27 protein-coding genes and 2 tRNA genes are annotated in these 26,679 nt (G+C 60.7%); 14 read left to right on the top strand and 15 right to left on the bottom strand.

Annotated elements, in window-relative coordinates:
- The first annotated feature begins 1 nt into the window (after position 1).
- The 3 genes from AC1D1J_RS11910 to AC1D1J_RS11920 all read left to right on the top strand — a co-directional run bounded on the left by AC1D1J_RS11910 (position 2) and on the right by AC1D1J_RS11920 (position 3,186).
- A complete protein-coding gene (locus AC1D1J_RS11910) occupies positions 2-2,311 on the top strand; it encodes a YcaO-like family protein (protein WP_477694803.1) in 2,310 nt (769 codons plus the stop codon).
- 17 nt (positions 2,312-2,328) lie between these two features.
- Complete coding sequence (locus AC1D1J_RS11915) at positions 2,329-2,517, top strand: hypothetical protein (protein ID WP_477687979.1); 189 nt, start codon at positions 2,329-2,331, stop codon at positions 2,515-2,517.
- 72 nt (positions 2,518-2,589) lie between these two features.
- Positions 2,590-3,186: a 2OG-Fe(II) oxygenase gene (locus AC1D1J_RS11920; RefSeq protein WP_477687980.1), complete on the top strand. Its 597-nt coding sequence runs from the start codon at positions 2,590-2,592 to the stop codon at positions 3,184-3,186.
- Positions 3,187-3,278: 92 nt separating this feature from the next.
- On the opposite strand, the gene AC1D1J_RS11925 is transcribed toward AC1D1J_RS11920, so the two are convergent.
- The 3 genes from AC1D1J_RS11925 to AC1D1J_RS11935 all read right to left on the bottom strand — a co-directional run bounded on the left by AC1D1J_RS11925 (position 3,279) and on the right by AC1D1J_RS11935 (position 4,878).
- Positions 3,279-3,362, bottom strand: a tRNA-Leu gene (locus AC1D1J_RS11925).
- Positions 3,363-3,389: 27 nt separating this feature from the next.
- Positions 3,390-4,370, bottom strand: a complete 981-nt coding sequence (locus AC1D1J_RS11930; protein ID WP_477687981.1) for an aspartyl/asparaginyl beta-hydroxylase domain-containing protein — start codon at positions 4,368-4,370, stop codon at positions 3,390-3,392.
- A gap of 423 nt (positions 4,371-4,793) precedes the next feature.
- Positions 4,794-4,878, bottom strand: a tRNA-Leu gene (locus tag AC1D1J_RS11935).
- 39 nt (positions 4,879-4,917) lie between these two features.
- Here AC1D1J_RS11935 and cysM point away from each other — a divergent pair.
- The 3 genes from cysM to AC1D1J_RS11950 all read left to right on the top strand — a co-directional run bounded on the left by cysM (position 4,918) and on the right by AC1D1J_RS11950 (position 6,797).
- Positions 4,918-5,820 carry a cysteine synthase CysM gene (gene cysM, locus AC1D1J_RS11940; RefSeq protein ID WP_477687982.1) on the top strand — a complete coding sequence of 301 codons (903 nt, stop codon included), beginning with the start codon at positions 4,918-4,920 and terminating at the stop codon, positions 5,818-5,820.
- Between the two features lie 115 nt (positions 5,821-5,935).
- Entirely contained in the window at positions 5,936-6,502 is a 567-nt protein-coding gene (locus tag AC1D1J_RS11945) for an NUDIX hydrolase (RefSeq protein ID WP_477687983.1), read from the top strand.
- A gap of 67 nt (positions 6,503-6,569) precedes the next feature.
- On the top strand, positions 6,570-6,797 hold the full coding sequence (locus AC1D1J_RS11950) for a sulfurtransferase TusA family protein (RefSeq protein WP_007867181.1): 228 nt from the start codon (positions 6,570-6,572) through the stop codon (positions 6,795-6,797).
- An 18-nt stretch (positions 6,798-6,815) separates the two neighbouring features.
- Here AC1D1J_RS11950 and galU read toward each other — a convergent pair whose 3' ends face one another.
- Positions 6,816-7,736 carry a UTP--glucose-1-phosphate uridylyltransferase GalU gene (gene galU / locus AC1D1J_RS11955; protein ID WP_457279474.1) on the bottom strand — a complete coding sequence of 307 codons (921 nt, stop codon included), beginning with the start codon at positions 7,734-7,736 and terminating at the stop codon, positions 6,816-6,818.
- 124 nt (positions 7,737-7,860) lie between these two features.
- Here galU and AC1D1J_RS11960 point away from each other — a divergent pair, with 124 nt between their 5' ends.
- Positions 7,861-8,877, top strand: a complete 1,017-nt coding sequence (locus AC1D1J_RS11960; RefSeq protein WP_477694804.1) for an NAD(P)-dependent oxidoreductase — start codon at positions 7,861-7,863, stop codon at positions 8,875-8,877.
- A gap of 243 nt (positions 8,878-9,120) precedes the next feature.
- Here AC1D1J_RS11960 and AC1D1J_RS11965 read toward each other — a convergent pair whose 3' ends face one another.
- The 3 genes from AC1D1J_RS11965 to AC1D1J_RS11975 all read right to left on the bottom strand — a co-directional run bounded on the left by AC1D1J_RS11965 (position 9,121) and on the right by AC1D1J_RS11975 (position 14,162).
- A complete protein-coding gene (locus tag AC1D1J_RS11965; RefSeq protein ID WP_477694805.1) occupies positions 9,121-12,057 on the bottom strand; it encodes a valine--tRNA ligase in 2,937 nt (978 codons plus the stop codon).
- Positions 12,058-12,171: 114 nt separating this feature from the next.
- The gene (locus AC1D1J_RS11970) at positions 12,172-12,372 is read right to left on the bottom strand and encodes a DUF2783 domain-containing protein (protein ID WP_477695077.1); all 201 of its coding nucleotides are present in this window, start codon (positions 12,370-12,372) and stop codon (positions 12,172-12,174) included.
- The gene (locus tag AC1D1J_RS11975) at positions 12,372-14,162 is read right to left on the bottom strand and encodes an FAD-dependent oxidoreductase (protein WP_477694806.1); all 1,791 of its coding nucleotides are present in this window, start codon (positions 14,160-14,162) and stop codon (positions 12,372-12,374) included. The genes AC1D1J_RS11970 and AC1D1J_RS11975 overlap by 1 nt, the downstream gene beginning before the upstream one ends.
- A 621-nt stretch (positions 14,163-14,783) precedes the next feature.
- Here AC1D1J_RS11975 and AC1D1J_RS11980 point away from each other — a divergent pair.
- From AC1D1J_RS11980 to queF, 7 genes are all read left to right on the top strand, one after another.
- Complete coding sequence (locus AC1D1J_RS11980) at positions 14,784-15,206, top strand: rubrerythrin family protein (RefSeq protein WP_007867167.1); 423 nt, start codon at positions 14,784-14,786, stop codon at positions 15,204-15,206.
- Positions 15,207-15,317: 111 nt separating this feature from the next.
- A complete protein-coding gene (locus tag AC1D1J_RS11985; protein WP_477694807.1) occupies positions 15,318-16,667 on the top strand; it encodes a (Fe-S)-binding protein in 1,350 nt (449 codons plus the stop codon).
- A gap of 9 nt (positions 16,668-16,676) precedes the next feature.
- Positions 16,677-17,267, top strand: coding sequence for a DUF3501 family protein (locus tag AC1D1J_RS11990; RefSeq protein WP_477694808.1), 591 nt, complete (start codon positions 16,677-16,679; stop codon positions 17,265-17,267).
- An 83-nt stretch (positions 17,268-17,350) separates the two neighbouring features.
- Complete coding sequence (gene yaaA, locus AC1D1J_RS11995; protein ID WP_477694809.1) at positions 17,351-18,127, top strand: peroxide stress protein YaaA; 777 nt, start codon at positions 17,351-17,353, stop codon at positions 18,125-18,127.
- Positions 18,128-18,142: 15 nt separating this feature from the next.
- Positions 18,143-18,976, top strand: a complete 834-nt coding sequence (locus AC1D1J_RS12000; protein ID WP_477687991.1) for a 2OG-Fe(II) oxygenase — start codon at positions 18,143-18,145, stop codon at positions 18,974-18,976.
- A gap of 255 nt (positions 18,977-19,231) precedes the next feature.
- Positions 19,232-20,125, top strand: coding sequence for an alpha/beta fold hydrolase (locus AC1D1J_RS12005; RefSeq protein WP_477694810.1), 894 nt, complete (start codon positions 19,232-19,234; stop codon positions 20,123-20,125).
- A 71-nt stretch (positions 20,126-20,196) separates the two neighbouring features.
- The gene (gene queF, locus AC1D1J_RS12010) at positions 20,197-21,024 is read left to right on the top strand and encodes an NADPH-dependent 7-cyano-7-deazaguanine reductase QueF (protein ID WP_457279464.1); all 828 of its coding nucleotides are present in this window, start codon (positions 20,197-20,199) and stop codon (positions 21,022-21,024) included.
- Between the two features lie 55 nt (positions 21,025-21,079).
- Here the strand turns inward: queF and AC1D1J_RS12015 are convergent, their stop codons facing one another.
- From AC1D1J_RS12015 to AC1D1J_RS12050, 8 genes are all read right to left on the bottom strand, one after another.
- Positions 21,080-21,940 carry an enoyl-CoA hydratase-related protein gene (locus tag AC1D1J_RS12015; protein ID WP_477694811.1) on the bottom strand — a complete coding sequence of 287 codons (861 nt, stop codon included), beginning with the start codon at positions 21,938-21,940 and terminating at the stop codon, positions 21,080-21,082.
- A 14-nt stretch (positions 21,941-21,954) separates the two neighbouring features.
- The gene (locus AC1D1J_RS12020; RefSeq protein ID WP_477694812.1) at positions 21,955-22,284 is read right to left on the bottom strand and encodes a hypothetical protein; all 330 of its coding nucleotides are present in this window, start codon (positions 22,282-22,284) and stop codon (positions 21,955-21,957) included.
- Between the two features lie 110 nt (positions 22,285-22,394).
- On the bottom strand, positions 22,395-23,081 hold the full coding sequence (locus AC1D1J_RS12025; RefSeq protein WP_477694813.1) for a cupredoxin domain-containing protein: 687 nt from the start codon (positions 23,079-23,081) through the stop codon (positions 22,395-22,397).
- 15 nt (positions 23,082-23,096) lie between these two features.
- Positions 23,097-23,474, bottom strand: coding sequence for a DUF6632 domain-containing protein (locus AC1D1J_RS12030; protein ID WP_477694814.1), 378 nt, complete (start codon positions 23,472-23,474; stop codon positions 23,097-23,099).
- A gap of 156 nt (positions 23,475-23,630) precedes the next feature.
- Positions 23,631-24,101 carry a tetratricopeptide repeat protein gene (locus tag AC1D1J_RS12035; RefSeq protein WP_477694815.1) on the bottom strand — a complete coding sequence of 157 codons (471 nt, stop codon included), beginning with the start codon at positions 24,099-24,101 and terminating at the stop codon, positions 23,631-23,633.
- Positions 24,102-24,213: 112 nt separating this feature from the next.
- On the bottom strand, positions 24,214-25,053 hold the full coding sequence (locus AC1D1J_RS12040; protein ID WP_477694816.1) for a PhzF family phenazine biosynthesis protein: 840 nt from the start codon (positions 25,051-25,053) through the stop codon (positions 24,214-24,216).
- A gap of 49 nt (positions 25,054-25,102) precedes the next feature.
- Complete coding sequence (locus tag AC1D1J_RS12045) at positions 25,103-25,777, bottom strand: phytanoyl-CoA dioxygenase family protein (protein ID WP_477694817.1); 675 nt, start codon at positions 25,775-25,777, stop codon at positions 25,103-25,105.
- Positions 25,778-25,809: 32 nt separating this feature from the next.
- Positions 25,810-26,577, bottom strand: a complete 768-nt coding sequence (locus AC1D1J_RS12050) for an alpha/beta hydrolase (protein ID WP_477694818.1) — start codon at positions 26,575-26,577, stop codon at positions 25,810-25,812.
- Positions 26,578-26,679 lie beyond the last annotated feature (102 nt).

Below are 26,679 nucleotides of genomic sequence, written 5' to 3' on the forward strand. Positions count from 1 at the left end.
TATGGCTGAGACGTCTTCCTTATCGCCTTCCCGCAGGCCACCTGCTTTGGCGCTCAACAGAGTGCTCAATGACGCCACGCCCACGGATGTGAGGATGAGCTTTAAGGATCCCGGTCGCCTGTCTCCGATGCTTGCTGGCTCTTGCCGACTTGAGGGAATGCTGCTTGTGGTTCGCAATGCGACGCAAGATGTCGAAGTACAGGCGCCCAAAAACATGCTGGCACAGGTATTCAAACTGTGCGACGGCACGCGAACAGTCACCGAGATATTGCAGCGCTTACCCGCGGGCTTTGATGCAGTGGAGTTCAAGCAGTTCATTGAATTTTTATTGGACCAAGGCGCGCTGATTGATGCCAATCTGGTCAGCGCGCATGCGGCGCGTTATGCGTTCCAGGGCAGCCCTTTTGGCTTGGCGGCGGATGCAGCCATTACGAACCAGATTTGCCGGAGATTCCTCTGGAATAAAGAAGGTGTGGCAGCAGGGCTTCCACCTGGCACCCGCAAGGTAACGGCGCAGCCATTGCGGGATTTTTTCGCTGAGCGTGTGTCGACGTACACCTTTGACGAAAGGGATATTTCCGAGCGCGCCCTGTTGGGCTTGCTGTGGGCAGTGGCGGGTGTGGTGAGCGTCAAGCATGAGCGCGTCGGTTATGTCACACCCAAGCGAACCATTGCTTCGGCCGGTGGAATGCAGCTCGTGCAGGTATTCGTGGCCTTGCAGAAAAACGTGGGCGCATACAAGCCTGGTGTCTACCGCGTCAGCTATCCGGATGAAGGGATGGTTGCGCTGGAACTCCTCGGTGATGGTCAACAGTTGATGCCAAGGGCGTTTTCCAAGCCCTGGGAGCTGACCTATGCCACCGGAGCCGTTTTTCTGGCGGCAGACACCCAAGTGGCGGCCATGCGGTATCGCAACCGTTCCTTGCAGTACCTCTTTATGGAAGCAGGGGCCGGTTTGCACAATGCCGGCCTGAGCGCATCGCAACTCGGCTTGGGTTTCGCGACGATCGGGGGTTATTACGAAACCATCGTTGGCAAGATGTGCCGGCTCCAGGGAGAGTTGGTGCTGGGGTCGGCGATATTTGGTGCAAAGCCCACGCCTGAACAGATACGCCTGATTGATCGCTCACCGGAGCTGGACTTCGCGTGGGTAGACGGTGATTCGGCACGCTTTGCCATGCCCTTCCACTTCGGCAGGGCCAAGCTGGTCAAGTCCGACGACAACCGCCCCCACACCTGGGGCAGGGACGCCGACCCCTGGCTTGCTTTTCGCAAGGCGTCTGCGGAAGCCGTTGAGCGTGAAGGATTTCGGGAGCCCCGCCAGCTTGCCTGGGGCCGGCTGGACTCTTTTCCGAACGGACTCGATCCGGCCCAGTTCGTCAAATACACCGACAAGCAATACGCAGATCCGGAATTTCCGTATGAACGCTTCGATGCCGAAGTGCCCCATCTGTGGACTGCCGGCGTTGATTTGAGGTCCGGGGAAGCGGTGCAAATTCTGGCCGAACTGGTGTTTTCGCGCGCAAGTCTGGCGCCCCATGCAAAGATCCAGCGGCGGCCTTTTTCCCAGGTGACATCGTCAGGTTGTGCAGCAAGTACGTCACTGGACGATGCGGTTTTTCGGGCGTTATTGGAAGTCATCGAGCGCGATGCCTTTATGAGGCACTGGCTCGCCCAGTCGCCCGGCCATGTTGTAAAGCAGGCTTCCTTGTCACCGCAAGTCCGCAGCCGTATTCAGGCACTTGAGCAAGCCGGCTGCAAGGTGGTGATTCAGAAACTGAATTCCCTTTGGGCCCATGTGTGCCTGGTTGCTGTCCAGAACGAAACACTTCATTTCACCACCATGGGGACTGCGGCCAGCGCGGATTTCAGGAGGGCGCTCGAGGGCGCGCTGGATGAGACGGAGGCACGGGTCTATGCGTGGATTCACGGCCATGAGCCGCAGATCATAGGGCCGGCAGACGTCACCACTACAGACCATCATTTTGAGCTGTACGGTTTGAAGCGCTACTTCAGGCACGCCGACCATGTTCTTTTCCCGGCTACGGATGCCTCCGACGTACGTATTGCCCCGTTGCAATTCAAGACAGCCGCGCAACTGATCAAACGGTTTACGGCCCGTGGGTTGAGCCCTGTCATGGTGGACATCACACCCCGGCATTGCTTTGTCGACCAGGGCCGGACGCCACTTTCGGTGGTAAAAGTACTGGTCCCCGGGTTGCTGCCTATTTCTTTCGGTCACCTGCGAGAACCTTTGGGAATGGTTCCTCGCGTCCATCCTGGATCAAAATTCCCGCATCCCTTTCCTTAACTTTCACAGGAGATTTCATGAAAAAAAACCAGACCCCAAAACCTCAAACCGCCAAGGGCGTTCCGTCACGTGAACAGGAGATCAATCCCGTGGGTAACACGCTAAGCACCCATAGCAAGTGGAGCGCGGTGCAACGCGTCCGTTTGCCGCACAAGGTCGGCCTGCCTCTGGGTTGTGGTGGCGGTGGCGATAACATCGAGCGCTGATCGGGCCGGGCCGGTGAGATCGCTTCGGCGTTCTCACCGCGTTCTGCGGTTTTTTTATTTCGGGGCTCACGCATGCTTTTAGGGTCGAATGTCAGAGTCTCTGACGATCTGTTTTCAGATGAATTCAAGGGCCGGTTAATCGAAACGGTTTCCTGGATGCCCATGTATTTCCTCAATCGTTGGGAGCGCTTCAAGTCCCACGAGCTGGACATGCATTGGTACTATCCCATCGCGTTCACCGAAAAGCCATTTGAGGAGGATGTAGAACCGAAATTGCTGGCGCTGGATGAAAGCCTGCGCTCAATTGTTGAATGCTGGAGTCAGGTCAAAGCCCATTTGGGGTTTCCCGTGCGTCTTTATGAATGCATGTTGAGCGCCAACACTTTCGGCACTGAGGGGCAGGTGCACCAGGACATCGTTGAAGAGGATCATCGAGCCAACCACGTGACGGTGCTCGTGTACTGCAGCAAGGAATGGAATATTGCGTGGGCAGGCGAAACACTTTTCTTTGACGAGCAGGACGAAATCACCGGTGCTGTGATGCCGAAACCCGGCCGCGTGGTGATAGCCGAAGGGGATCCGAAGCACGTTGGAAGGTCGGTATCGCGAATTTGCCCCAATGACCGGCGCGTGCTGGTCTTTAAATTCTGGCGGCTGGCGTCGGCTTAGTCGTCATGTTCACCGGTGCCGGGTGCGCTGTGCTCGCGGCAGTGGCCAAAGAAAAAGCCGGATCGGTCTGAAACCGTCTGGCTTTCGGGATGTGGTGCCCGGGGCCGGAATCGAATCGGCACGCCTTGTGGCGGGGATTTTGAGTTCCCTGCGTCTACCAATTTCACCACCCGGGCTGCGAGGAGCGAAGCCTCCACACGAGCCTAGGGTGGTTCCACGGGAGACTGACCCAGTTTCCCAAGTGGATACCCATCAAAAATAATATGCACGCGCGGCGTGCCGGATGGATTCGCGGCTCTGTGCATCACCTTGTTGTCAAAGAACCAGAGCTCGCCGGGTTTCACGTTAAAGCGATTGTTGCCGGACTCCAATACATTGCGCTCGCCGCAGCTCACCACCAAGTGGTAGCGGTCTCTCTTCTCCAGGTACTCTTCGTCATCGTAGTGCCGGTAAACCTGGTGGTGGGCCGGTAGCCTGACAAGCACAACGCGACCCAAGGCCAGACCCAGTTCCTGCGCCAACAAGGTCACGAGCGCATTGGTTTTGGGGTATTTCCTGGAGAAAGCCGTCTCCTCGCTCTCGTGGACGCCATCGGCGGGAAGGTAATCTCGCTCATGCACTTTTCTGTTCCTGACCACAATAGACTGCGTGTGCCTATGGTGGTCCAGGGTCTCCTGCCTGCGGGTGTGGACGCCCCACCAGTAAGGCGCAATGCCCTTCACCTCCGCGGCAATTTCGCGCACATCCACAGTCTTCTGGAACACAAGGTATTTTTGCTCGCAAGTGTCTGCGGGCGGCATGGACTGCATCGCGCGGGACAGGCTTCTCAGCTGGCGAAAGATGCCTGCCCGTTTCCACAGGGAAAGCTCCTTCCTTTGGAGTCCCATCCGTAAAACCTCCCGCAGGCTTTCGAAATCCGAGAGTGTCCAATGCGCCATGGTGTTCAGCTGAAGCTCGCCGCCGCGGTAAAGCGCGGCCGCTGAGGCCAAGGCATCATGCAAAACCCCGGCATAGAGTTCTTGATGGTCTTTTTTCTGGGCACTCCACAACATCTCCAGATGTCCCCGCATGAAGTAAGGGTCCTGGTCCAGCAGGGTCGCCACATTCTTCAACAGCTCCGGCTCAAAAAGACTCTGGCAAAGAAGGTCTTCAAAGATGCCTCGGGAACAGTTTGCTTTTTGCATGGCAACTTGACCGTCTTGTATTGGAGATGAATAAGGGCTTGCCTGGTTTTCATGTGCGGTCCTGAGCCGGGCAAGGGTTTGAGTATATGCATGCCGCACGCCCTTGTTGCTGCTTTTCGCTGGAGATGGCGTCAAGCCCGGCGGCGAAAACTCTGACAAGCCTCGGCCGTTCACCGTGCTGAACATTCTTCAAGAGTGCTGCATATATCCAGCGGAAGGCGACCTCAAGCACGTGCACAAGTCGGCCTCGCGGATCTGCCCCGATGATCGTCGCGTACGAGTCTTCAAATGCTTGGCGACTGGGCAAGGCCTGTGTGAGGCGGCGCGGGCGTCAGGCTGCAAGCGCAAACCATCCGATTGTCACCACCACGCTTATGAAAAGAAAAAGCCGGATCAGTTTGAAACCGTCCGGCTTTCGGGATGTGGTGCCCGGGGCCGGAATCGAACCGGCACGCCTTGCGGCGGGGGATTTTGAGTCCCCTGCGTCTACCAATTTCACCACCCGGGCGCAAATGAGCGAAGCCTCAAATTATGGCACAGTGTGGCCATGAACTATCCAACCATTGAAGACGCGATTGGCAAAACGCCTCTGGTCGCACTGCAACGTATTTATGCCGCCGAGAACGCCGCCCGCGGCAACGTTATCCTGGGAAAGCTCGAAGGCAACAACCCCGCCGGTTCCGTCAAAGACCGCCCGGCGCTGTCCATGATCAAGCGCGCGGAAGAGCGCGGCGACATCAAGCCGGGCGACACGCTGATTGAAGCCACTTCCGGCAACACGGGCATTGCCCTGGCCATGGCCGCGGCGATCAAGGGCTACAAGATGGTCCTGATCATGCCGGAGGACCTGAGCATTGAACGCGCCCAGACCATGAAGGCTTTTGGCGCCGAATTGATCCTGACGCCCAAAAGCGCCGGTATCGAATATTCGCGCGACCTGGCCGATCAGATGCAAAAAGAAGGCAAAGGCCGGGTGCTGGACCAGTTCGCCAACCCGGACAATCCGCGCGTCCATTACGAGACCACCGGGCCCGAAATATGGACAGATACGTCAGGCAAAGTGACACATTTTGTCAGTGCGATGGGTACAACCGGCACGATTACCGGCGTTTCTCGCTATCTGAAAGAGAAAAACCCGGCCATCAAGGTCATCGGCGCCCAGCCCAGCGAGGGCTCGCGCATTCCCGGCATCCGCAAATGGCCACAGGAGTACCTGCCCAAGATTTACGACCCCCGCCAGGTCGATGAACTGGTACTGGTGAGCCAGGCTGACGCTGAAGACATGTGCCGCCGCCTGGCGCGCGAGGAAGGTATTTTTGCCGGCATCTCGGCGGCAGGGGCGCTCTGGGTCGCGCAGGAAATAGCCAAAACCGTGAAAGACGCCGTGATCGTCTTTGTCGTATGCGACCGCGGCGACCGCTACCTGTCTACCGGCGTATTTCCGGCTTGAGCCGTTTTTAAAGCATAAAACGAGCTGTAGACCATATGCAACGGGCGCAAGCAGCTATAAAAACAATAGCGAACGATGCCGCTTAGCCCTTCTTTTTCATCTTCCTTTCTTCACCATGACCCACGAATTCAGGTTTTGCCCCAACTGCGCGACGCCGCTGGCCATGGTGTCGCAGATGGAAGACGGCGGCGAGAAGGCGCGCCTGCGTTGCCCGGCCTGCGGCTACACCCACTGGAACAACCCCACGCCCGTGCTGGCCGCCGTGATTGAATACAAGGGCCAGGTTTTGCTGGCCCGCAATGCCGCCTGGCCCGGCAAAATGTATGCGCTGATCACCGGCTTCATGGAGGCCGGGGAAACCCCCCAAGGCGGCATAGCACGCGAAATCAAGGAAGAAACCAGCCTGGACACCACCTCGCTTGATTTGATTGGCGTCTATGACTTCCAGCGCATGAACCAGATCATCATTGCCTACCACGCAGTTTGCACGGGGGATGTCAGCCTGTCGCCGGAGCTGGTGGACTACCGGCTCTACGACCTGGACAAGCTCAAATGCTGGCCTGCGGGCACTGGCTACGCGCTGGCCGACTGGCTGCGCACGCGCGGCCATGAACCTGAGTTTGTGGATTGGGCTACCGTGCTGAGCAAGGTGGAACCGGACGGCGACGGCAAGGCCGGGTAAAACCGGATATTGCCGGGTAGAAGGGGCTTTGCGCTTTGCTTAAAATCGCGGCAACCCAAGGATCTTCATGAACATCGACAAAGAACTCGACACCCGCGGCCTCAATTGCCCGCTTCCCATCCTGAAAGCCAAAAAAGCGCTGACGGAAATGCTCAGCGGCCAGCTGCTTCGAGTTGTATCAACCGACGCCGGCTCTACGCGTGATTTCCAGGCATTTGCCAAACAAACCGGCAACGAACTGGTCGAGCAGCAGGTTGCCGGTAGTGACTTTATTCACGTTTTAAAGCGCCGTTGATTCTGTAACAGGCGGTTATCAGGCTACCTGTTTGCGGCGTTCCCGGCCGGACCAGCCAATTTGCAGGTTGTCCAGATAATTCCGGAAATACACACCCACTTCCGGGTGCTCCAGAGCCAACTCTACGGTCGCTTCCAGGAAGCCTTCCTTGCTTCCGCAGTCATAACGTTTGCCCTCGTACTGGAAGGCATACACGCTCTCCTGGCCCAGCAGGCTCGAGATCCCGTCGGTGAGCTGCAATTCGCCGCCCACGCCGGATGTCTGCTTGCGGATGTGCCCAAAAATCGCGGGGGTCAGGATGTAGCGCCCGGCCACGCCCATGCGTGAAGGTGCCACCTCAGGCGCCGGCTTTTCGACAATCCTTTTGACTTTCATGAGGCCGGTGCTGGCGCCTTCAGTGGCCACGATGCCGTAACGGCGGGTTTGATCGAGAGGGACCTCCTGCACCGCCAGGATGGATTGCTGGACCTCGGCAAATTGCGCCGCCATCTGGGCCAGCACGGGCTGGCCGCCTTTCGGGCCGACCATCAGGTCGTCGGCCAGCAACACGGCAAAAGCCTCCTGGCCCACCAGGTGCTCGGCACACAGCACGGCATGGCCGAGGCCCAGCGAGCGGGGCTGGCGCACATAGGAAAAATTCATGTCGTCCGGTTGGACTGAGCGCACCAGTGACAACAACGCGTGCTTTTGGGCTACTTCAAGTTCATTCTCTAGTTCATAAGCAGTATCGAAGTGATCTTCGATGGCCCGTTTATTGCGTCCAGTAACAAAAATCATGTGTCGGATGCCTGCGGCGTAGGCTTCTTCCACTGCGTACTGGATCAACGGCTTGTCCACCACAGGGAGCATTTCCTTGGGTTGGGCCTTGGTGGCTGGCAGAAAACGGGTGCCGAGACCAGCAACCGGGAAAACGGCTTTATTTAATGTAAATTTTTGCATCGACTTTGACCGAATAAAAGCCTAAAGTGTTGCGTTGTTGGTACAGCGCGTGGGTCGGACAAATGCCCGAATCTGCGTGAGCACAGCACGCAATCGAGAGTTTGCAGGAAAAAGGATTGACTGAGTGGACATCTTACTTCTTGATGCGTTAGTGCCCGAAGCAATGGCCTGGCTTGAAACCCGGCATGGCGTCGCCTACCATCCAGAGCTTGCCGACGATCTGACATCGCTGCGCAAGATCGCGTACAAAACCAAAGGCATTGTTTTTCCGCGCCAGACTGTGGTCACGCGCGAGTTCCTCGATTTCCTGCCCAGGCTCAAGGCCATCGGGCGCCTGCACGTGGGAACCGACAACACCGACCTGGAGGCCTGCAAGGAGCGCGACATCAAGGTCGTGCATGCCAGCAGCGCCAACGTCCGCTCCAACGCAGAATACCTTTTGAGCAGCCTGTTGTTGCTGTACCGTCGCGGCCTTGTCTCGGCCTTGATGGGACGCCGTCATCCCACGACGCAGATGGGGCGCGAGCTTCATGGCAGCACCGTGGGCATTCTGGGCCTGGCCCCGACGGCGCACACGCTGGCCGGCATGCTGAGCGGGCTCGGCGTGCGGCTTGTCGGCTACGACCCTGCGGTTCATCACACTGCGCCCATTTGGGAGCGCCTTCGCATACAGCCTGTTTCCTTGCCAGAGCTGGTCAGCCAGTCTGATGCCGTGTCAGTGCAGATGCTGTATGCCACCCGGTTCCGGGGTTTCGTGAACGACAAACTGCTGGCGGGCTGCAAGCGCAGCCAGTTGTGGGTTGGCATCAGCCGCAGCGAATTGTTTGATGAAGGCGCATTGGCCGCTGCGCTGTGTGACGGCCGCATTGAGGCCTGCATACTGGATGGCGCCGAAGCAAGTTTCCTGGGTGACACCTCCCCGCTCAAAGGGCTGAAGAACCTGTTTGTTACGCCGCGCCTGGGCTCCCACACACGCGAGGCACGCCTGCGCTCGAGCTGGTATGTAGCCCACCGTATGCATGAAGCTCTGGGCACGCAGCACAGCGGCATGGACCAGTTGACCAGCACCCCCATGGGTCTGGAGTCGCCGGGCAGTGTCCCGCCGTCGCAGTGGTCTGAACCCGAATTCATGACCAGATAGATGTTGGCCCCCACGTTCGCTCGCTTCGCGTAGCTCTCTGCCCCCCGAGGGGGCGCTGCGCCTGCGGTCTGGCAAAGCCAGTCCCGCGGCCCCTGCTGGTGAAGAGGCATCTATCTTTGACCGTTGCAGTTGACTGGTCTTGGCGTATACGCAGCCCGCGGGTCTTACCAGGGCTCGCTTCGCATCCCGATCAATAAAGAAAGCCCCGCATTGCGGGGCTTTTTTCTGGCGGTGGCCTGGCGCTTATTTCAGGCGTGCCAGTTGCTCGCGAATCTTGGCCAGGGCCGCCTGGTTATCGGCCAGGCGTTTGCGTTCCTGTTCCAGCACGGCCGGGGGCACCTTGTTGACGAAGGCTTCATTGGCGAGCTTGGTCTCGGACTTGGTGATCTCTCCTGCCAGGCGAGCCTCTTCCTTTTGCAGGCGAACCTTTTCCGCCGCCAGGTCGACTTCCATGTAAAGGCACAGGCGCGCTTCGCCGACGATGGCCACAGGTGCAGACTGCGCCGCAGCGGCCCAACTGGCTTCGTCGTCGAACACCTTCACTTCGCTGAGCTTGGCCAGGGCCTTGAGCACCGGGGCGACGCCCTGCATGAAGGCGGTGTCGCCCAGCACATAAAGCGGCATGCGGGTAGCCGGAGACACCTTCATTTCGCCGCGCAGGTTGCGGCAGGCATCCACGAGCGTCTTGAGTTTGGTGACATGCGCTTCCGCTACCACGTCAATTTTCTCGGGCTGGCTTTGCGGGTAAGGCGCGACGCCGATGAACTTGCCTGCTTTGCCGGCGACGGGAGCCACGGTCTGCCACAGCTCTTCCGTGATGAACGGAATGACCGGATGCGCCAGGCGCAGGGTTGCTTCGAGTGTGCGGATCAGTGTGCGGCGTGTGGCGCGCTTTTGCGCATCGGTGCCGGTCTGTATCTGCACCTTGGCGATCTCGAGGTACCAGTCGCAGAACTCGTCCCAGACAAACTGGTAGATGCTGCCGGCAACGTTGTCGAGGCGGTAGTCGGCAAAGCCTTTGGCCACGTCGGCTTCCACGCGCTGCATGGTCGATGAAATCCAGCGGTCGGCCTGCGAGAAGCTCAGGTAGTTGTGGAACTCTCCGCCGGGCGCGCATTGCTCTTTGGTGTGCTCTTCCAGCCCGCAGTCCTGGCCTTCGCAGTTCATCAGCGTGAAGCGCGTGGCGTTCCAGAGCTTGTTGCAGAAGTTGCGGTAGCCCTCGCAGCGTTTGCTGTCGAAGTTGATGCTGCGGCCCAGACTGGCAAGCGAGGCGAAGGTAAAACGCAGCGCATCGGCGCCGTAGCCTGGAATGCCGGCGGGGAATTCCTTTTCGGTGTTCTTGCGCACCTGCGGCGCCGTCTCGGGCTTGCGCAGGCCTTGCGAGCGTTTTTCGAGCAGGGGCGCGAGCTCGATGCCGTCGATCAAATCGACCGGGTCCAGCACATTGCCTTCGGACTTGCTCATCTTCTTGCCCTGTGCGTCTTTCACCAAACCGTGGATGTACACGTGTCTGAAGGGCACCTGGCCGGTGAAGTGCGTGGTCATCATGATCATCCGGGCGACCCAGAAGAAGATGATGTCGTAGCCGGTGACCAGCACGCTTGATGGCAAGAAGAGGTCGAGCTCTTTCGTCTTTTCGGGCCAGCCCAATGAAGAAAAAGGAACGAGCGCCGACGAGTACCAGGTGTCGAGTACGTCTTCATCGCGCGTGAGTTTTTTACCGGGGGCCTGGGCCTGTGCTGCTGCCTCGTTTTCAGCGACATAGACCTTGCCGTCTTCGTCATACCAGGCCGGGATCTGGTGGCCCCACCAGAGCTGGCGCGAAATGCACCAGTCCTGGATATTGTTCATCCACTGGTTGTAGGTGTTCACCCACTGCTCGGGCACGAACTTCACGTCGCCGCTGGCCACCGCATCGCGCGCCTTTTGCGAAATGGATTTTCCGGTCGGGTCCTGCTCACTCACCTTGCTGAGCGCCACAAACCACTGGTCGGTCAGCATGGGTTCGACCACTGCACCGGTGCGCGCGCACACCGGCACCATGTTTTTGTGCGGCACGGCTTTTTCGAGGAAGCCTTGCTCTTCGAGGTCTTTCAGCACGGCTTTGCGGCAGTCATAACGGTCCAGGCCCTGGTATTGGGCGGGCCCGTTTTCGTTGATCTTCGCGTCCAGGGTGAAGATGGTGATCAGCGGCAGGTTGTGGCGCAGGGCGACCTGGTAGTCGTTGAAGTCGTGCGCGCCGGTGATCTTCACCACGCCGCTGCCGAATTCGGGGTCAACGTAGTCATCGGTGATCACCGGAATTTTCCGGTCGCACAGCGGCAGGTCGACCATCTTGCCGACCAGGTGCTTGTAGCGCTCGTCGTCCGGGTGCACCGCCAGCGCACCGTCGGCCAGCATGGTTTCCGGCCGTGTGGTGGCAATGTGCATGCCGCGCAGCGCCGAGCCGTCAGCGGCTTTCTGCGGGCCGTCGCTGAAGGGGTACTCGATGTGCCACATGAAGCTGTCGCGCTCTTCGTTCTCGACTTCCAGGTCGGACACGGCGGATTTGAGGATCGGGTCCCAGTTCACCAGGCGCTTGCCGCGATAAATCAGGCCCTGCTTGTAAAGCTGCACAAAGGTCGAGGTGACGACCGTCGACATCTTCGGGTCCATGGTGAAGTACTCGTGCTTCCAGGCCACAGAGTCGCCCATGCGGCGCATCTGGCGCGTGATGGTGGTGCCGGACTCTTCCTTCCATTCCCACACTTTGGCGACGAAATTTTTGCGGCCCAGGTCGTGGCGGCTTTTACCCTCGCCCTGAAGCTTGCGCTCCACCACGATCTGCGTGGCGATGCCGGCATGGTCGGTGCCGGGCACCCACAGCGTGTTGTGGCCGCGCATGCGGTGGTACCGCGTGAGCGAATCCATGATGGTCTGGTTGAAGGCATGGCCCATGTGCAGCGTGCCCGTCACGTTGGGCGGCGGCAGCTGGATGGAGAACGAGGGTTTGGACGCATCCAGCGTAGGCTCGTACTGGCCGCTTTGCTCCCATTCGGGGCCCCAGCGGCTTTCAATCGCGGCCGGCTCGAAGGACTTGGCCAGGCCGTCCAGTCCCGGTGTGGCGACTTTCACGGCCTCAGCGGCTGTGTTGGCGGTATCTGCAGGGGTGGCAAGGGTGGGGGCGGCAGCGTTGGTCATGGGGCAATGAAAAACGGCATCGAAGGGATGCCGCCTTGGGTTGGGTGAAACTCCGCTGATTTTATTCGACTGGGGCTGGCCGCTGCGGCTTGCCGGCCGTTGGCCCTGCAGTGCTCAGGCCTGGCGGGCCGCGGCCACGCAAGCCTGCAATACCGCGGTGTCGCCCAGCTGGTTGGCCATCAGCAGGATCAGCCGGGCGTTGAGCAGCTCGGATTCCTCCCGGGAGAGGCCCTGGTGGGCGTCCAGCAGGTATTCGTAAAACGCGTCGGCGTCCTGAAAATGCAGGCGGGTGATCAGGGGGGTGTCTGGCTTCATCATGATGCATCCCTTGTTTCGTGGCCGGCGCCCGCACCCATGGCGCTTGCGACGGCGTGGACCACCGAGGCATCCGTACTTTCGCCCGTTGCGGCGACGTGTCCGTCGGGCCGCAGCAGCGCCCAGGCATGGCCAAAAACATGGCAGGTCGCCTGCAGATGGCCTTCGCGGTCGATCACGTGCTCCCTTGCGGCGGCTTTCTCGCCGGGCCCCAGCACTTGCACGCAGCGCACGTCCGCTTCCCTGGAAAGCGCCGCCAGCCGCGCCAGCCCGGCGCCGGATACATCGCCAAACACCAGCAGCAGCAGGCGCCCATGAGCCCACGTCAACAAGTCCAGCAGCTCGCCTGAGCTGCCATCGGCCCAGGAGAAGCCCGCGTTCTGCGTGGCCCGCCCGCCCGCAGGCCCGCAGACGCCGGACCGCGTGTAGTGGTTGGGCGTCGACATGCGCCCGGTGTTCACCAGCTGCCGGGCAAACATGTGTTCACGCGCCAGCCCCAATGCCGCCGTGCGAAACAGCCGCTCCGCGCCGTCGGCCGGCCGCAAAAAGCGCGCGGTGCGGTTGGTGACCAGCACGTTGTGCTTCGCCGCCTCATGCCTTTCGTGGTGATAGCTGTCGAGCAATGCGGGTGCGGCGCGGCCTTGCAGCACAGCGGCCAGCTTCCACGCCAGGTTGTCGGCGTCCTGCACGCCCGAGTTGCCGCCGCGTGCGCCGAAGGGGCTCATCACATGGGCTGCGTCACCGGCAAAGAACACGCGGCCATGGCGCAGGTTGTCGAGGCATTCGCTGCGGTAGGCATAGGGGCCGACCCAGACGATCTCGTAGTCGGCATCGTCCAGCGCCTGACCGGCCTGGCTTTTGAACTGCGCCTTCAGGCGTGCGCGCACCACGTCTTCGCGGCTGACTTCTTCGGGGTTGGCGTGCGGCGGCATCTGGTAGTCGATGCGCCAGACGCCGTCGGCCATCAGGTGCTGCCATACGGCGCGCCCTTCGTTAAAAGGCGCTTCGATCCAGGTGTGGCGTTCCACCGGCGGCGGGTTTTTAAAACGCACATCGGCAATGCACCAGCGGTCGTCGCCTTTTTGCGCGGTGATTGCCGCGCCGCACCAGGCGCGAAACGGGCTGCGCGAGCCCGTGCAATCGATCACATGTTCGGCCTGCAGGGTGTAGGCGCCCGCTGGCGTTTCAAGCTGCAGCGTCGCGAAGTCGTCGTTTTGCCCGAAGGCCGTGACGCGGTGGCTCCAGCGGAGATCAATGAGGCGGTCCTCAGGCGCGGGTCGGTAGAGCTGCTCCACCAGGAAACCCTCGACATAAAACTGCTGGATATTGATAAAGGGCGGTTGCCGGCTCAGTGAATGCGTCTGCTGCTGGCGCAGGTCAAACGAATACACCTCGTCGGCGCCCGCGAAGGTGCGGCCCACGCTCCACTGCACGCCTTTGGCGGCAATGCGCTCGTAAATGCCCAGGCGCTTGAAGATTTCCAGGGTTTTCTGGGCATAACAAATGCCGCGCGACGACGCGCCCTTCACGCCCACGGTGTTGTCTTCGTCCAGCAGCAAAGCCTTGATGCCGTACTGCGCCAGCGCGCAGGCCAGTGTGAGACCGGTGATGCCGCCGCCCACGATGACGACACCGTGCCGTTTGGCCTCGTCTGTTTGCAGCTCGGGCGGTTCCACGAACGGGTATTCGGGCAGGGTGTAGCCCGTGCCTTGGGCAAATTCATAGCCGTTGGTAAACGCGGCCGCCAGTGTGGCCGCGGCGGCGCTGCCTTTTGTGCTTGTCTCTGGCATGGATTGTTCCTGCGTCTTAGGTGTTTCGGCTGTTTTAGCCATACTGGACGGGCGCGAGCAGCTATCAAAAAAATAGCAACTGCGGGACGCCGGCATGCACTTTTCCCAGAGGCCCGGTGCCGTCGGCAGCTCTGATGTATTGTTTACCTATCCGTAATAAATTTACCATAACGTAATTAAAACGATGATTTTCTGCCGCACGTCGCTGGCTATGGTTGCCCCTTCCTATAGTTGCCTCTTATTTAATTTGTTAAATTTATTGATGGTATTAATTTGATAGTTTTTATCAATGTCATGCATTGATTCCGGCAATTAGACGAATCCCTCCAACAGGTCTATGGTGTTTGGGGCCTGTTGAAGCTATTTATGCAAATGCGAGTGGCGGCTTTCTCACCCCACTCCCTCCGGGTTGCGATCAAAAAGGCCTTGCGCGGCGTTGCAAAACCTTGACGGGGTTCACCCCGCCTGCGTTTTGCGCCTTGCTCAAAGCCTTTTTGACTCGCAACGCATCTTGCATAAATAGCTTTAACAGGCCTTAGTCTTCGGTCCTGCGCCAGAAGTCGGGCGTGGGTTTGAAGCATTGACGATTTGTTCGTTCATCAACCCACGAAGGAGATTTCCATGGCTGCTCTCAAAGGCTCCAGGACGGAAGAGAACCTGAAAGCCGCATTTGCCGGCGAATCACAGGCCAACCGCCGCTACCTGTATTTCGCGAACAAGGCCGACGTTGAAGGTCAGCCCGATGTCGCGGCACTGTTCCGCTCCACTGCGGAAGGTGAAACCGGCCACGCCCACGGCCACCTCGAGTGGCTGGAACAGTGCGGCGACCCCGCGACCGGCCTGCCGTTTGGCGCCACGCGCGACAACCTCAAGTCCGCTGTGGCCGGTGAAACCCACGAGTACACCGACATGTACCCCGGCATGGCCAAAACTGCACGCGACGAAGGCCATGATGAAGTGGCCGACTGGTTTGAAACCCTGGCCAAGGCGGAACGCTCACACGCCAACCGCTACAGCAAAGCGCTCGCCGAACTGGTTGACTGACTGGACAAGCGTGTCCCTCGCTACGTCGCAAGGCGTGGCGGGTTTTGGAAAAGATTCCGCGCGAGAGTCTTTTCTCAAACCCCACCCGAGATTCAAAAAGAAGAGGCAAGCATGGCCACAGAAGGCAATCTCCAGGCGCCCACGCGCCACGCGATCGACTGGAAGAACCCGGACTTCTACAACGAAGACGCGGCCCTGCACGAGATGGAGCGCATCTTCGACATCTGCCATGGGTGCCGCCGCTGTGTCAGCCTGTGCGGTGCCTTTCCCACACTGTTTGACCTGGTTGACGAAAGCAAGACCGGCGAGGTTGATGGTGTGGACAAGAAGGACTACATGAAAGTGGTCGACCAGTGCTACATGTGCGACCTCTGCTACATGACCAAGTGCCCCTATGTGCCGCCGCACGAGTTCAACCTCGACTTCCCCCACACCATGCTGCGCGCCAAAGCCATCAAGTTCAAGAAGGGCGAGGTGGGCGCGGGGGAGAAGTTTTTGTCGTCCACCGACGTGCACGGCCAGTTCGCCGGCATTCCCATCGTGGTCCAGGTGGCCAACGCGGTCAACAAAACCAAACCGGCCCGCGCTGTGATGCAAAAGGTGCTGGGCGTCGACAAAAACGCCTGGCTGCCCGACCTGGCCACGAAAAAATTTCGCTCAGGCGCGCTTGAGTCGCCACCGCATGCGGTGAAAGACGGCGCCAAGACGCCCGGCAAGGTGGTGATCTATTCCACCTGCTACATCAACTACAACGAGCCCGGCATAGGCCACGACCTGCTCAAGGTGCTGGACCACAACGAAGTGCCCTATGTGCTGGTCGAAAAAGAGAAATGCTGTGGCATGCCCAAGCTGGAGTTGGGCGATCTGGCCTCGGTGAACACCAGCAAGGAGGCCAACATCCCGGTGCTGGTGAAATACGCCAAAGAGGGCTACGCCATCCTGAGCGCCGTACCCAGCTGTACGCTGATGTTCAAGCAGGAGCTGCCGCTGATGTACCCCGACGACGCCGACGTGCAGCTCGTCAAGGAACACATGTGGGACCCGTTTGAATACCTGATGGCCCGCAAGCGAGACGGCCTGCTCAAGACTGAATTCAGCGTGCCGCTGGGCAAGATCAGCTACCAGATTCCCTGCCACGGCCGGGTGCAGAACATCGGCAAAAAAACCGAAGAGATGCTCAAGATGGTGCCCGGCACCAGCGTGCACACGCACGAGCGCTGCTCGGGCCACGCCGGCACCTTTGGCGTGAAGGTGCCCTACCACCAGCAGGCCATGAAGATCGGCAAGCCGCTCTTTAAAGCCATGGCCAGCCACAAAGACGGCGGCCTGCCTGACGTCATCAGCAGCGACTGCCCGCTGGGTGGCCACCACATTGCCCAGGGCTTTGACGTGAACAGCCTGGGCGCGCCGCCGCAGAAGCACCCGCTCACTCTGATACGCACGGCCTACGGTCTGAAATGAGATCACACCATGAAGACCACCGGAAAGATCACCCGCGAATCCCTCATGACGTTGGAGGCCTACAGCAAGTACCGCAAGGAGAACAAGCCGGCCATCATCGCCCACCGCAAGCTGCGCAGCGTGCGTCTGGGCGAACATATCAACCTCCAGTTTGAAAGCGAAACCAGCATCCGCTACCAGATCCAGGAGATGCTGCGCGTCGAGAAAATCTTTGAAGAGGAGGGCATAGAGCAGGAGATCGAAGCCTACGCGCCCCTTATGCCCGACGGTAGCAACTGGAAGGGCACGCTGATGCTGGAGTACCCCGATGTCAACGAACGCAAGCGCGAACTGGCCCGGCTCATCGGTGTGGAAGACCGCATGTTCGTCGAAGTCGAAGGCCACAAGCGTGTTTACGCCATTGCTGACGAAGACATGGACCGCGAAAACGACGAGAAGACCTCGGCCGTGCACTTTGTGCGCTTTGAGCTGGACCCGGCCATGTGCGCGGCCGTCAAGGCAGGCGCCAGTGTCAAGCTCGGCTGCGACCACACGCATTACCCGGCGCATACGACGATTGCAGCGGAAACGCTCGCCTCTTTGGCCAGCGATCTGCAGTAGTTGAAGGTTCATGGCCGTGGCGCCATCCTCCTGTCGTAAAGTGGGGGTTTCGCCTTACTTGCCTTACCCCTACGACTCAAAGCATGCTGTTTCTCATCTCGCCGGCCAAATCCCTGGACTACGACACGCCGCCGCACGTCGCGACCCACACCCAACCCCTCTTCACCCGCCAGTCGGCCCAGTTGATTGACGTGCTCAAAACACGGACCCCGCAGCAGATCAGCGAACTGATGAAGCTGTCAGATTCGCTCGCAGGCCTGAATGTCGCGCGCTACCAGGCCTGGTCGCCGAAATTCACCGCGAAGAATTCCAAACAGGCCGCGCTGGCATTTGACGGCGATGTGTATGGCGGCCTCGATGCAAAAACGCTAGGCGACGCACAACTCGCCTGGGCGCAGGACCATGTCTGCATCCTGAGCGGCCTTTACGGGGTGCTGCGCCCGCTGGACCGCATGCAGCCCTACCGGCTTGAAATGGGCACGCCGCTGGCCACGCCCCAAGGCAAAAATCTCTATCAGTTCTGGGGTTCGCAAATCTGCGCCTATCTGAACGAGCGCGCGGCCGCCCACACCACACCGGTCATCGTCAATCTCGCCAGCGAGGAATACTTCAAGGCCGTGGACCGCAAGGCGCTCAAGGCGCGTGTGGTGAGCTGCGTGTTTGAAGAATACAAAGCCGGCAAGTACAAGGTCATCAGTTTTTTTGCCAAGCGCGCCCGTGGTCTCATGGTGCGCCATGCGATTGAAAAGAAGCTGTCTACCGTCAAGAAGCTCGAGAGCTTTGACGTCGAAGGCTACCGCTTTGATCCCAAAGTGTCCGAACCCGACCGGCTGGTGTTTCGCCGCAAACAGGCCGCCTGAGCGGCCCAGCCCCGCATGAGCACGCCCGCCCGCACCGATCAGCAGCTCACGCCGGAAGTGCTGGCGTGGATGACGGCGCAGGCAAACCTCGGCCATTCCAGAGACGAGATTTTTAACGCCATGCTGGCAGCTGGCTGGAACCGCGACGCTGCCACGCGGGCGGTGCGCCTGACGCCCGAAGATCTCGCCGCAGTGGTTGTGCCTGCGCTGGCTTTGCCGGTCACCAACAACATGGTCGATGCCGGCGACAAGTGGGTGGAAATACTTTTTTTCGCCCAGGTGCCCAATGTCATCGTACTGGGCAACCTGCTGGGCCCGAGTGAATGCGAGGCGCTGATGGAGGCCGCCCGGCCGCGTCTGGTGCGTTCGCTGACGGTCGACACCAAGACCGGCGGCGAAGAACTCAACCCTGACCGTACCAGCGAGGGCATGTTTTTCAGGCGCGCTGAAAACGCCGTGGTGCGCCAGGTGGAGGCACGCATTGCCAGAATCTTCGGCTGGCCGCAGGAAAACGGCGAAGGGCTGCAGGTGCTTCACTATGGGCCCGGCACCGAATACAAGCCGCACTACGACTACTTTGACCCGACCGAACCCGGCACGCCCGCCATACTGCAGCGCGGCGGCCAGCGGGTGGCGACGCTCATCATGTACCTGCATGAGCCCGAGGAAGGCGGCGCCACGGTGTTCCCGGATATCGAGGTCCGAGTGGCGCCGCGGCGCGGCAATGCGGTGTTTTTCAGTTATCCGCAAGCGCTGCCTTCCAGCCTCACGCTGCATGGCGGCGAGCCGGTTACCACTGGCGAGAAATGGATTGCCACCAAATGGCTACGAGAAAGAGAATTCGTGTAACACCCCTGTCCAGGCTCACTTCGTGTAGCCTCCTCTCCCCTTGCAGGAGACGGCGCCAGCGGCCTGGCAAAGCCAGTTCCGCGGAGAAATAGTTTCACCCCCGTCCAGGCTTCGTGTAGCCCGTTCCCCCTTAAGGGGGCGGTGCCAGCGGCCTGGCAAAGCCAGTTCCGCGGCCCCTGCTTGCGGGTGAGCCTGCGTGACGCATGGGGGACGAGGTGATTGACGCGATTCGGGGAGTGCAGACCATAATCAGTTATGAAAATACGCGCCAACAACATCGATATCGAGATTGAAGACACCCACCCAGGTGACGCAACCGGCCGGCCGGTGGTGCTGCTCATCATGGGGCTGGGCATGCAGCTGATTGCCTGGCCGCCGGCCATGGTGCAGGCGATCGCTGATGCGGGCTTTCGTGTGGTGCGCTTTGACAACCGCGACATCGGCCTTTCGCAGCACTTCGACCACCTTGGCTCGCCCAGCCTGATGTGGGAGGGCCTCAAGTTCCGCATGGGCTGGCGCATCCGGCCGCCCTACGGTATTGAAGACATGGCAGCCGACACCGTGGGCGTTCTGGATGCGCTGAAAATCGGCAAGGCACATGTGGTGGGTGTGAGCATGGGCGGCATGATCGCGCAGCGCGTTGCGGTGCTGGCTCCATCGCGCCTGCTCAGCCTGTCCAGCATCATGAGCTCCAGCGGTGCGCGTGGCCTGCCGGAAGCCAGCCCGGCGGTGACCCGCGTGCTGCTCAGCCGGCCTGCCGGCAGGGGTGTGCAGGCCGCCATCGACCATACGGTGAAGCTGCTCAAGGCCATCGGCAGCCCCGGCTTTCCCATGGACGATGCCGAGATACGCGGAAAAGTCGCTGCCGCGGCGCAGCGCAGCTTCCATCCGCAGGGCGTTCTGCGCCAGATGGTGGCCGTTGCCGCTGACGGTGCGCGCGCCTCGGTACTTGCCAGGGTGACGGCGCCGACGCTGGTGGTGCACGGCCAGGCGGACCGGCTGGTGCCCATGGCCTGCGGGCAGGACACGGCCAGGCGCATTCCCGGTGCGCGTTTTGAAAGCATTGAAGGCATGGGACACGATTTGCCGCCGGGTGTTGTTGACCGTTTGCTGGCGCTGCTGATCCCCCACTTCAAGGCGGCAAACTGATACAGCCCCATGGCTTGGGGCTTTGTGCGGGGGCTTTCAGCCTGGCAGCGGTTAGCGGCGAAAATGGGTGCATGAACACCCCTGAACAATCCCAGCTCGGCAAATCGTCGGCCTATATCGACCAGTACGACGCTTCGCTGCTGTTCCCGATACCGCGCGAAGGCAAGCGTGCCGAGATCGGCGTCACCGGAACGCCGCCGTTTTTCGGCGCAGACATGTGGACGGCGTTTGAGCTGAGCTGGCTCAATATGCGCGGCAAGCCGCAGGTGGCACTGGCCCACATCACCGTGCCTTGCGAGTCACCCAACATCGTCGAAAGCAAGTCCTTCAAGCTTTACCTCAACAGCTTCAACAACACGCGTTTTGCCGATGCGCGCGATGTGCGGGAACGCATTCGCGCCGACCTGAACGGTGCTGTCGGCATGGGGGTGGGCATCAAGACGCTGGGCCCCGAGCTGTTCGACCGCGAACCCGTGCATGAACTCGACGGCCTGAACCTGGACCGGCTCGACGTGGAGTGCATTCATTTCACGCCCACCCCCGAGCTGTTGTTTGCCGAGTTCGACGAACCGCCGGTGGAAGAGACGCTGACCAGCAACCTGCTCAAGAGCAATTGCCTGGTCACCGGCCAGCCCGACTGGGGCAGCGTACAGATTCGCTATGCCGGCCCGCAGATCAACCAGGAAGGCCTGCTGCAGTATCTGGTGAGCTTTCGCAACCACAACGAGTTCCACGAACAATGTGTGGAGCGCATCTTCATGGACATCTGGACGCGCTGCAAACCCATGAAGCTCTCGGTGTACGCGCGCTACACGCGCCGCGGCGGGCTGGACATCAATCCGTTTCGCACCAGCCATCCGCAGGCGCTGCCGCCTGCCATTCGCACAGCCCGCCAATAATTGCCAATGCAGCTTGCTATTGAATTAATAGCTGCTTGCGCTCGTCATGTATGGGCTAGAGCCCGAATTCATTGAAATTCTTGATCGGTGAAAGCCCGGGAAAGCTCGCCGCGCGCTTTTCCTTCATGGCGGTAACCGCCTCACGGACATGCACGTTGCTCCAGATCGCGCCCTGCAGCCAGCCCATCTGCCTGAGCGCGTCGTCCACCGAATGGTCGCGCGTGTAGTGGATGGCCTGCTTGGTGCCCCAGATGGCCACCGGCGGCTTGGTGGCAATCTCGCCGGCGCACTGCATGGCAGCCGCCAGCATCGCCTCGGCTGAGTCAAAAACCTCGTTGACCAGCCCGTAGCCCAACGCTTTTGCGGCCGGCAGCCGGCGCCCGGTATAGGCCAGTTCCTTGACGACCGCCAGCGGCACCAGCTTGGGCAGGCGCTGCAGGGTGCCCACGTCGGCCACCATGCCAATGTTGATTTCCTGGATGCAGAAGAATGCGTCGGCCGTGGCGTAGCGCAGGCAGCAGGCCGTCACCATGTCGACCGCCCCTCCTATGCAGCCGCCCTGGATGGCCGCAATCACCGGAACGCGCAGCGTCTCCAGCTTGGTGAAGGTGGCCTGCATGTCGCCCAGCATGTCAAAGATGGCGGCGCGGCCCTCGGGGCTCCGGTCGTCCATGGCGATGTCGCTGCCAAAGGTTTCCAGTGCCATGCCGGCGCTGAAGTGCTTGCCGGTGCTGGATATCACCAGCACGCGCGCCTCGCCAGCCTTGTGGATGTGCGTGAGCGCCGCATCCAGCTCGCGCCAGAAGGTCGGGTGCATGGTGTTCATCGCCTCGGGGCGGTTCAGCACCAGGTGGGCAACGTGGCCGGTGGTGTTGAGGGTGAAGCAGGTGAGGGCAGGTTGGGAGGAGGCGTTCATGCCCACACTCTAAGTCAGGCGACCAGGTCCAGCCAGTCACACCTGAGACGCCGCGCAATGTGCGCCCGTGCCCGTACATAGACATACAGCCGCGGCGCCAGTGTGCCCAGCACGCACAGCGGGTAGGCCCAGGCCGCCTCAAAGGTAAAGGCCGGCAGCCAGCCCATCCAGCCCATCACCCAGGCCGTCAGCACCACCTCCCAGAGCTGGCATTCAAGCGGGTGCGCCGCTCGCTGCGCCTCGCGCCAGTCCTTGACGCGTTGCAGCTGCGCCAGCGTGATGGGGTGCCAGTACGGCGACCGGGCAGGTAGTGATGCCTTGGACGGGTCAGAGGGATCAGACATAAAGCCTCCGTGCGGAAGCTTCAATGTAAGTTTCATGAAAGGTGCTGTCAATGATCCGAAAGGCCTGAAAGACGCCAAAAAAGCGTCGAAAGGTTTCTGGATACGGCCGGCTAAATCCGGCGGCGGCGCGGCACCACGCTCAGCTGCAGCGTGAGCTTGCCGGGAGAGGCTGTCACGGTATAAGCCTGCGGCGCAATGTCGATCAGCTGGTCGGCATGCCAGACCTTGATCTGCGCAGCGCCTTCGGGCAACTGCTCGACCTGCGCTACGCCGTCGGCGTTTGTCAGCACGGCCCAGGGCGATTCGCTCACGTAGACATGGCCGCGCATGGAGCCGTGGATATGGCAGCCCAGCAGCACGGCGCCGGCCTTGTTGAAAGTGGCGTCAGCGGTTTTGGCGGGTTTGCCTTCGGGCTTGCCGTCGAGCCGGAGCTCGAACCCCTCACCCGGCGTCGCGTTGAACTGCGCCGCGCCGGCGGCCGAGCCGCGCACATGGTGTTCCCACGGATCGTTGTTGACGAACTGGGCCTTGGCGCCCAGCGCCACCACGCTGACGGCCGGCACAAAACGCATCTTTTCCTGGTAGATCGTCACTTGGGCGGGCAAAGGGTTTTGGGGCGCCCCGGTTTTGGCGGAAGGCACCACGACGACTACGGCGTCCGGCGCCGGCTTGCCTTCCTTGTCGAGCACTTGAATGGAAATGTTTCCGGCTGCAGACCATATAGGTAGTGCGCAAGCAGCTATGAAAAACAGAGCAGTTGGCAGCATCCGGAAGGCAGGGCGTGTCAGCTTGGGCATGGGATTTCTTTCGGCTTAAGCTTCGCGGGGAGTCAGCAATGCCAGCACAGCCGCCACCGCGAACAGCGCCAGGACATCACCCCAGAGGTGCCCCATGTTGTGGTGGCCCTGAAACGACTGCACTGCCATCACCCCGCCGTGTGCAATGCTGGACCAGACGGTAAACCAGATGAGGCTGCGGTGCAAGAGAGGGTTACGGGCGGCGAGCATGAGGAAGATCCCCAGCGTTGCGTAAAGGGCGAGGATCATCTCCAGGTAGTACGAACGACCTTCCGCATGCCACGACCAGCCTGAAGGCCAGACGACGGTGAGCGGCCACAAGCCGAAAGTGAACGTCACCCCTATCAGCACCAGGGCAATGCGCAGGTATTTGATGCGATCAGCGTCAATCATTGTTTTCTTTCGGATCTTCAGAGTTCGCGCACTCGGAGCCACGCTCTTGTGTGCGCCGGGAGGCGAAAAGCCCTGGGGCATCGCCTGGGAGGTGAACGGCAACAGGAACCCATTGCAGCGCGTGCCGCGCCGCAATGGTGGTTCTTCAAGGGCGGCTTACTTGGCAGCCGGCTTGTACTCGGCCACGGCCTTGGCCAGATCGCGGGTTTCTTCACAGGTGGCGCAAATCGCCTGCAGCTTGGCCAGCTGCGCGTCGGCCTGGGCTTTCTGGTTGGTCTTCAGGTAGGCAATGCCCGAGTATTCCAGCGCGCCCTTGTGCTTGGGGTCCAGCGCCAGCGCCTTGCCATAGGCGGCAAATGCATCGTCGTACTTGCCCATCCAGCGGTTGGAATAGCCGAGGTAGTTGTAGGCGTCGGCATTTTTCGGGTCCTTGGCCACCACCTTGTTAAAGCTGCTCACGGCCTCCGACCAGTTCTTGGTGCTGATGGCTTTTTTACCCGCCGCGAAGTCGTCGACCTGGGCATTTTTGGCTGGTGTGGTTTCGATGTCGGCTGCCAACGCTGCACCGGCCAGGGCCAGGGCGATCACGGGGAATGCGACGAAGTTGCGGATGAAAGAAGTGTTCATGTCGGGCTCCTTGAGATATCAGTTGTTGAAACGCGCTGCAAACCAGCACCTATGACAAACGAGGAAAACCGTAAAACAGATGCAGGTGAGTTGTAATTTATTTGTAAATGGCCTAAACCAGCTCGTGCATGATCCGGGCCGTTCCGGAAACCTTGATCGAGGCCCCGGAAGCGGGTGGAATTTCCGCGCGCAGGCAGGAGCGCATGCCCATGTCTTCACCCTGCACGATATCGATGGCGCCGCCGTGCGGCCACTTCAGGTCGCGCAGGTAGCCTGCAAAAGCGGCTGTGGCTGCACCTGTGGCGGGGTCTTCATACACGCCGCCCGAAGCAAACGGATTCCGGGTGTGAAAAAACCGGGGAGTTTGTGCATGGGCCAGCAGGATGGTCACCAGCCCCGCCTTGTTCATCAGCTCGCGGCCCGTGTCCAGGTCGTATTGCATGGCCGCCAGTTTGTCGCGGCTTTTCAGAGCCAATATCAGGTGGTCTGCGCCGCCATGGGCCAATGCGGGCGGAATACGGGGATCCAGGTCATCCGGTGTGTAGCCGAACAGCGCCAGGGTGGCCAGCACCAGCGGCTGTGGGGCAGCCTGGCTGCGCGTGGGCGGCGACTGCAGCGCGGCGGTGATCGTCTCCCCGTTGCGCCGGCCTTCAACCGTGATGCTGGCCTGGTTCAGGGTCAGCGCAAACACGCCATCGCCATGCTGAAGGGCCAGTGCTGCGCCCAGGGCTATCGTTGCATGGCCGCAGAAGGGTACTTCGGATTCCGGCGAGAAATAGCGCACCCGCCAGCCGGCGCCGCTTGCAACGGCAAAAACCGTTTCCGAGAAGCCTAGCTCCGCAGCGATCCGCTGCATCTCACGGTCATCCGGAAATTGGCCGGCGATCATTACGCCGGCGGGGTTGCCGCCGGTGTTTCCGTCAGAAAAGGCTGCAATCTTCAAGACACTCATCGTTTTCCTTGTGAAATGGAAGGCGGGCTGCTTGCGTGTCCGTCGCAATTCATATTGCGCGCTGCCACCGGAGGCCGAAAGGCAATACTCGCGGTCCGAACAAAAAATGCAGCACCCTGCGCATGTTGCCGCTGGTGGATCTGGACGAAGCATGCAGCAGCAGCGGGCGCATGGCCATCGCGCTGCCTTGCCCGGCCGTGCAGGTGAACCCGGTTTGGGCCTGGCGAGCTGCTGCAGCGTCCTTCGCCTGCAAGCGGCCGTACAGGTGTGACCCCGGAACCACGCGCAGTGGACCGTCCCCCGGGCCGCAGGCATCGATGTGCAAACGCACCGCCACCAGCTGCTCCAGCAGCTCGGCGGGCGGCTGGACATAAAGAATGCCTTCCTTCCTGGACCAGCCGTCCAGGCTCGCGTGCTCTACGTGATCTGCCACTGGAATGCTCAGGTCCTGGTGCACCGGCACCAGCCAGTTGCGGGACACCGACTTCTCGAAGTAAGTGCACTGCACCGCAGCGAAATCGGCCGGAATCATCGAGGCTAGCGACGGATGCCGGCGCACTCTTGCTGCGAGCGCCTGGCACCAGGCCTCCGACAGCAGGCAACGTGTTCCCGCCGAGTCGGCGGAAATCCCGGCAAGGCGCGAAGCGGCCGATTCACACTGGGCGGCAGTCAGCACCTGCGGAACAAGTGCGAAGCCCTGAGTGGTGAATGCGGCGTGGTCCATCCCGGCTTGTTTTGCAAAGAGGTGTTGAATGCTCACAGCATTGACTGAAACAGCGAGAGATACTGCGGATGCTGCGAGACCGTGTTGTGGGAGGTTCCGGGCAGCATCTTCAGGACCGCTGTTCCATTCTTGAAGTGCGCATGCAGCTGGTCGGTGCTGGCTTTCGGAATGACTTCATCGTGTTCGGCCGAAATCAGCAGCGTGGGCACGGTGACTTTGGCCGCGTACTTCCAGGACTCGAACTTGTCGACAAGAAGCCAGGGGATGGGAAACCAGGGAAAGCGCTGCGCGGCCAGTTCCTGGATGCTGTTGTAGGGCGTCACCAGAATCAGGCGCGAGGCCGGCCGCTGGCTGGCCACCCAGATCGCAACGCCTGAACCCAGACTCCTGCCAACCACAGTGATATCCGAATGTGTCCGGCTGATATGGTCGAACAAGGCCAGGGCGTCGCTTTGAAGCGCCGCCTCGGTGGGGCTTCCAGTACTTCCGCCGTAACCGCGGTAGTGAAGCAGGTAGAGGGCATGGCCTGGAAATGCTTCCGAGAAAGACGGCAAATTCGGCGAAACGTCTTCGGCATTGCCGCCGAAGTAAATGATGGCCTTGGGCCCGGCCGTTTGCCGGGCCGTGACGACGAGCGCCGCGTCGGGTGTCTGGAGGTGGAGTGTTGTGGCCGGGCCGCCCCATGACCTCGGCTGCGGGAAGTAGATCAGCGAACGTTGAAACGCAAACAGCGCCGCGCAGATGCCCAGGTAAGCGAGCACCATGACCACCAGAAAAACAGTCACTGTGCGGCGCACCATGAAACTCGGCGTCTTCCCCCGCAGCGCGCCCCGCCAATCAGGATGATCCGGTCCAAAAGGCCACGAACAAGGTTCATCGGATCCGCCGCATTGAGTGAGTGC

The organism is Polaromonas sp. P1_F8 (assembly GCF_056405635.1).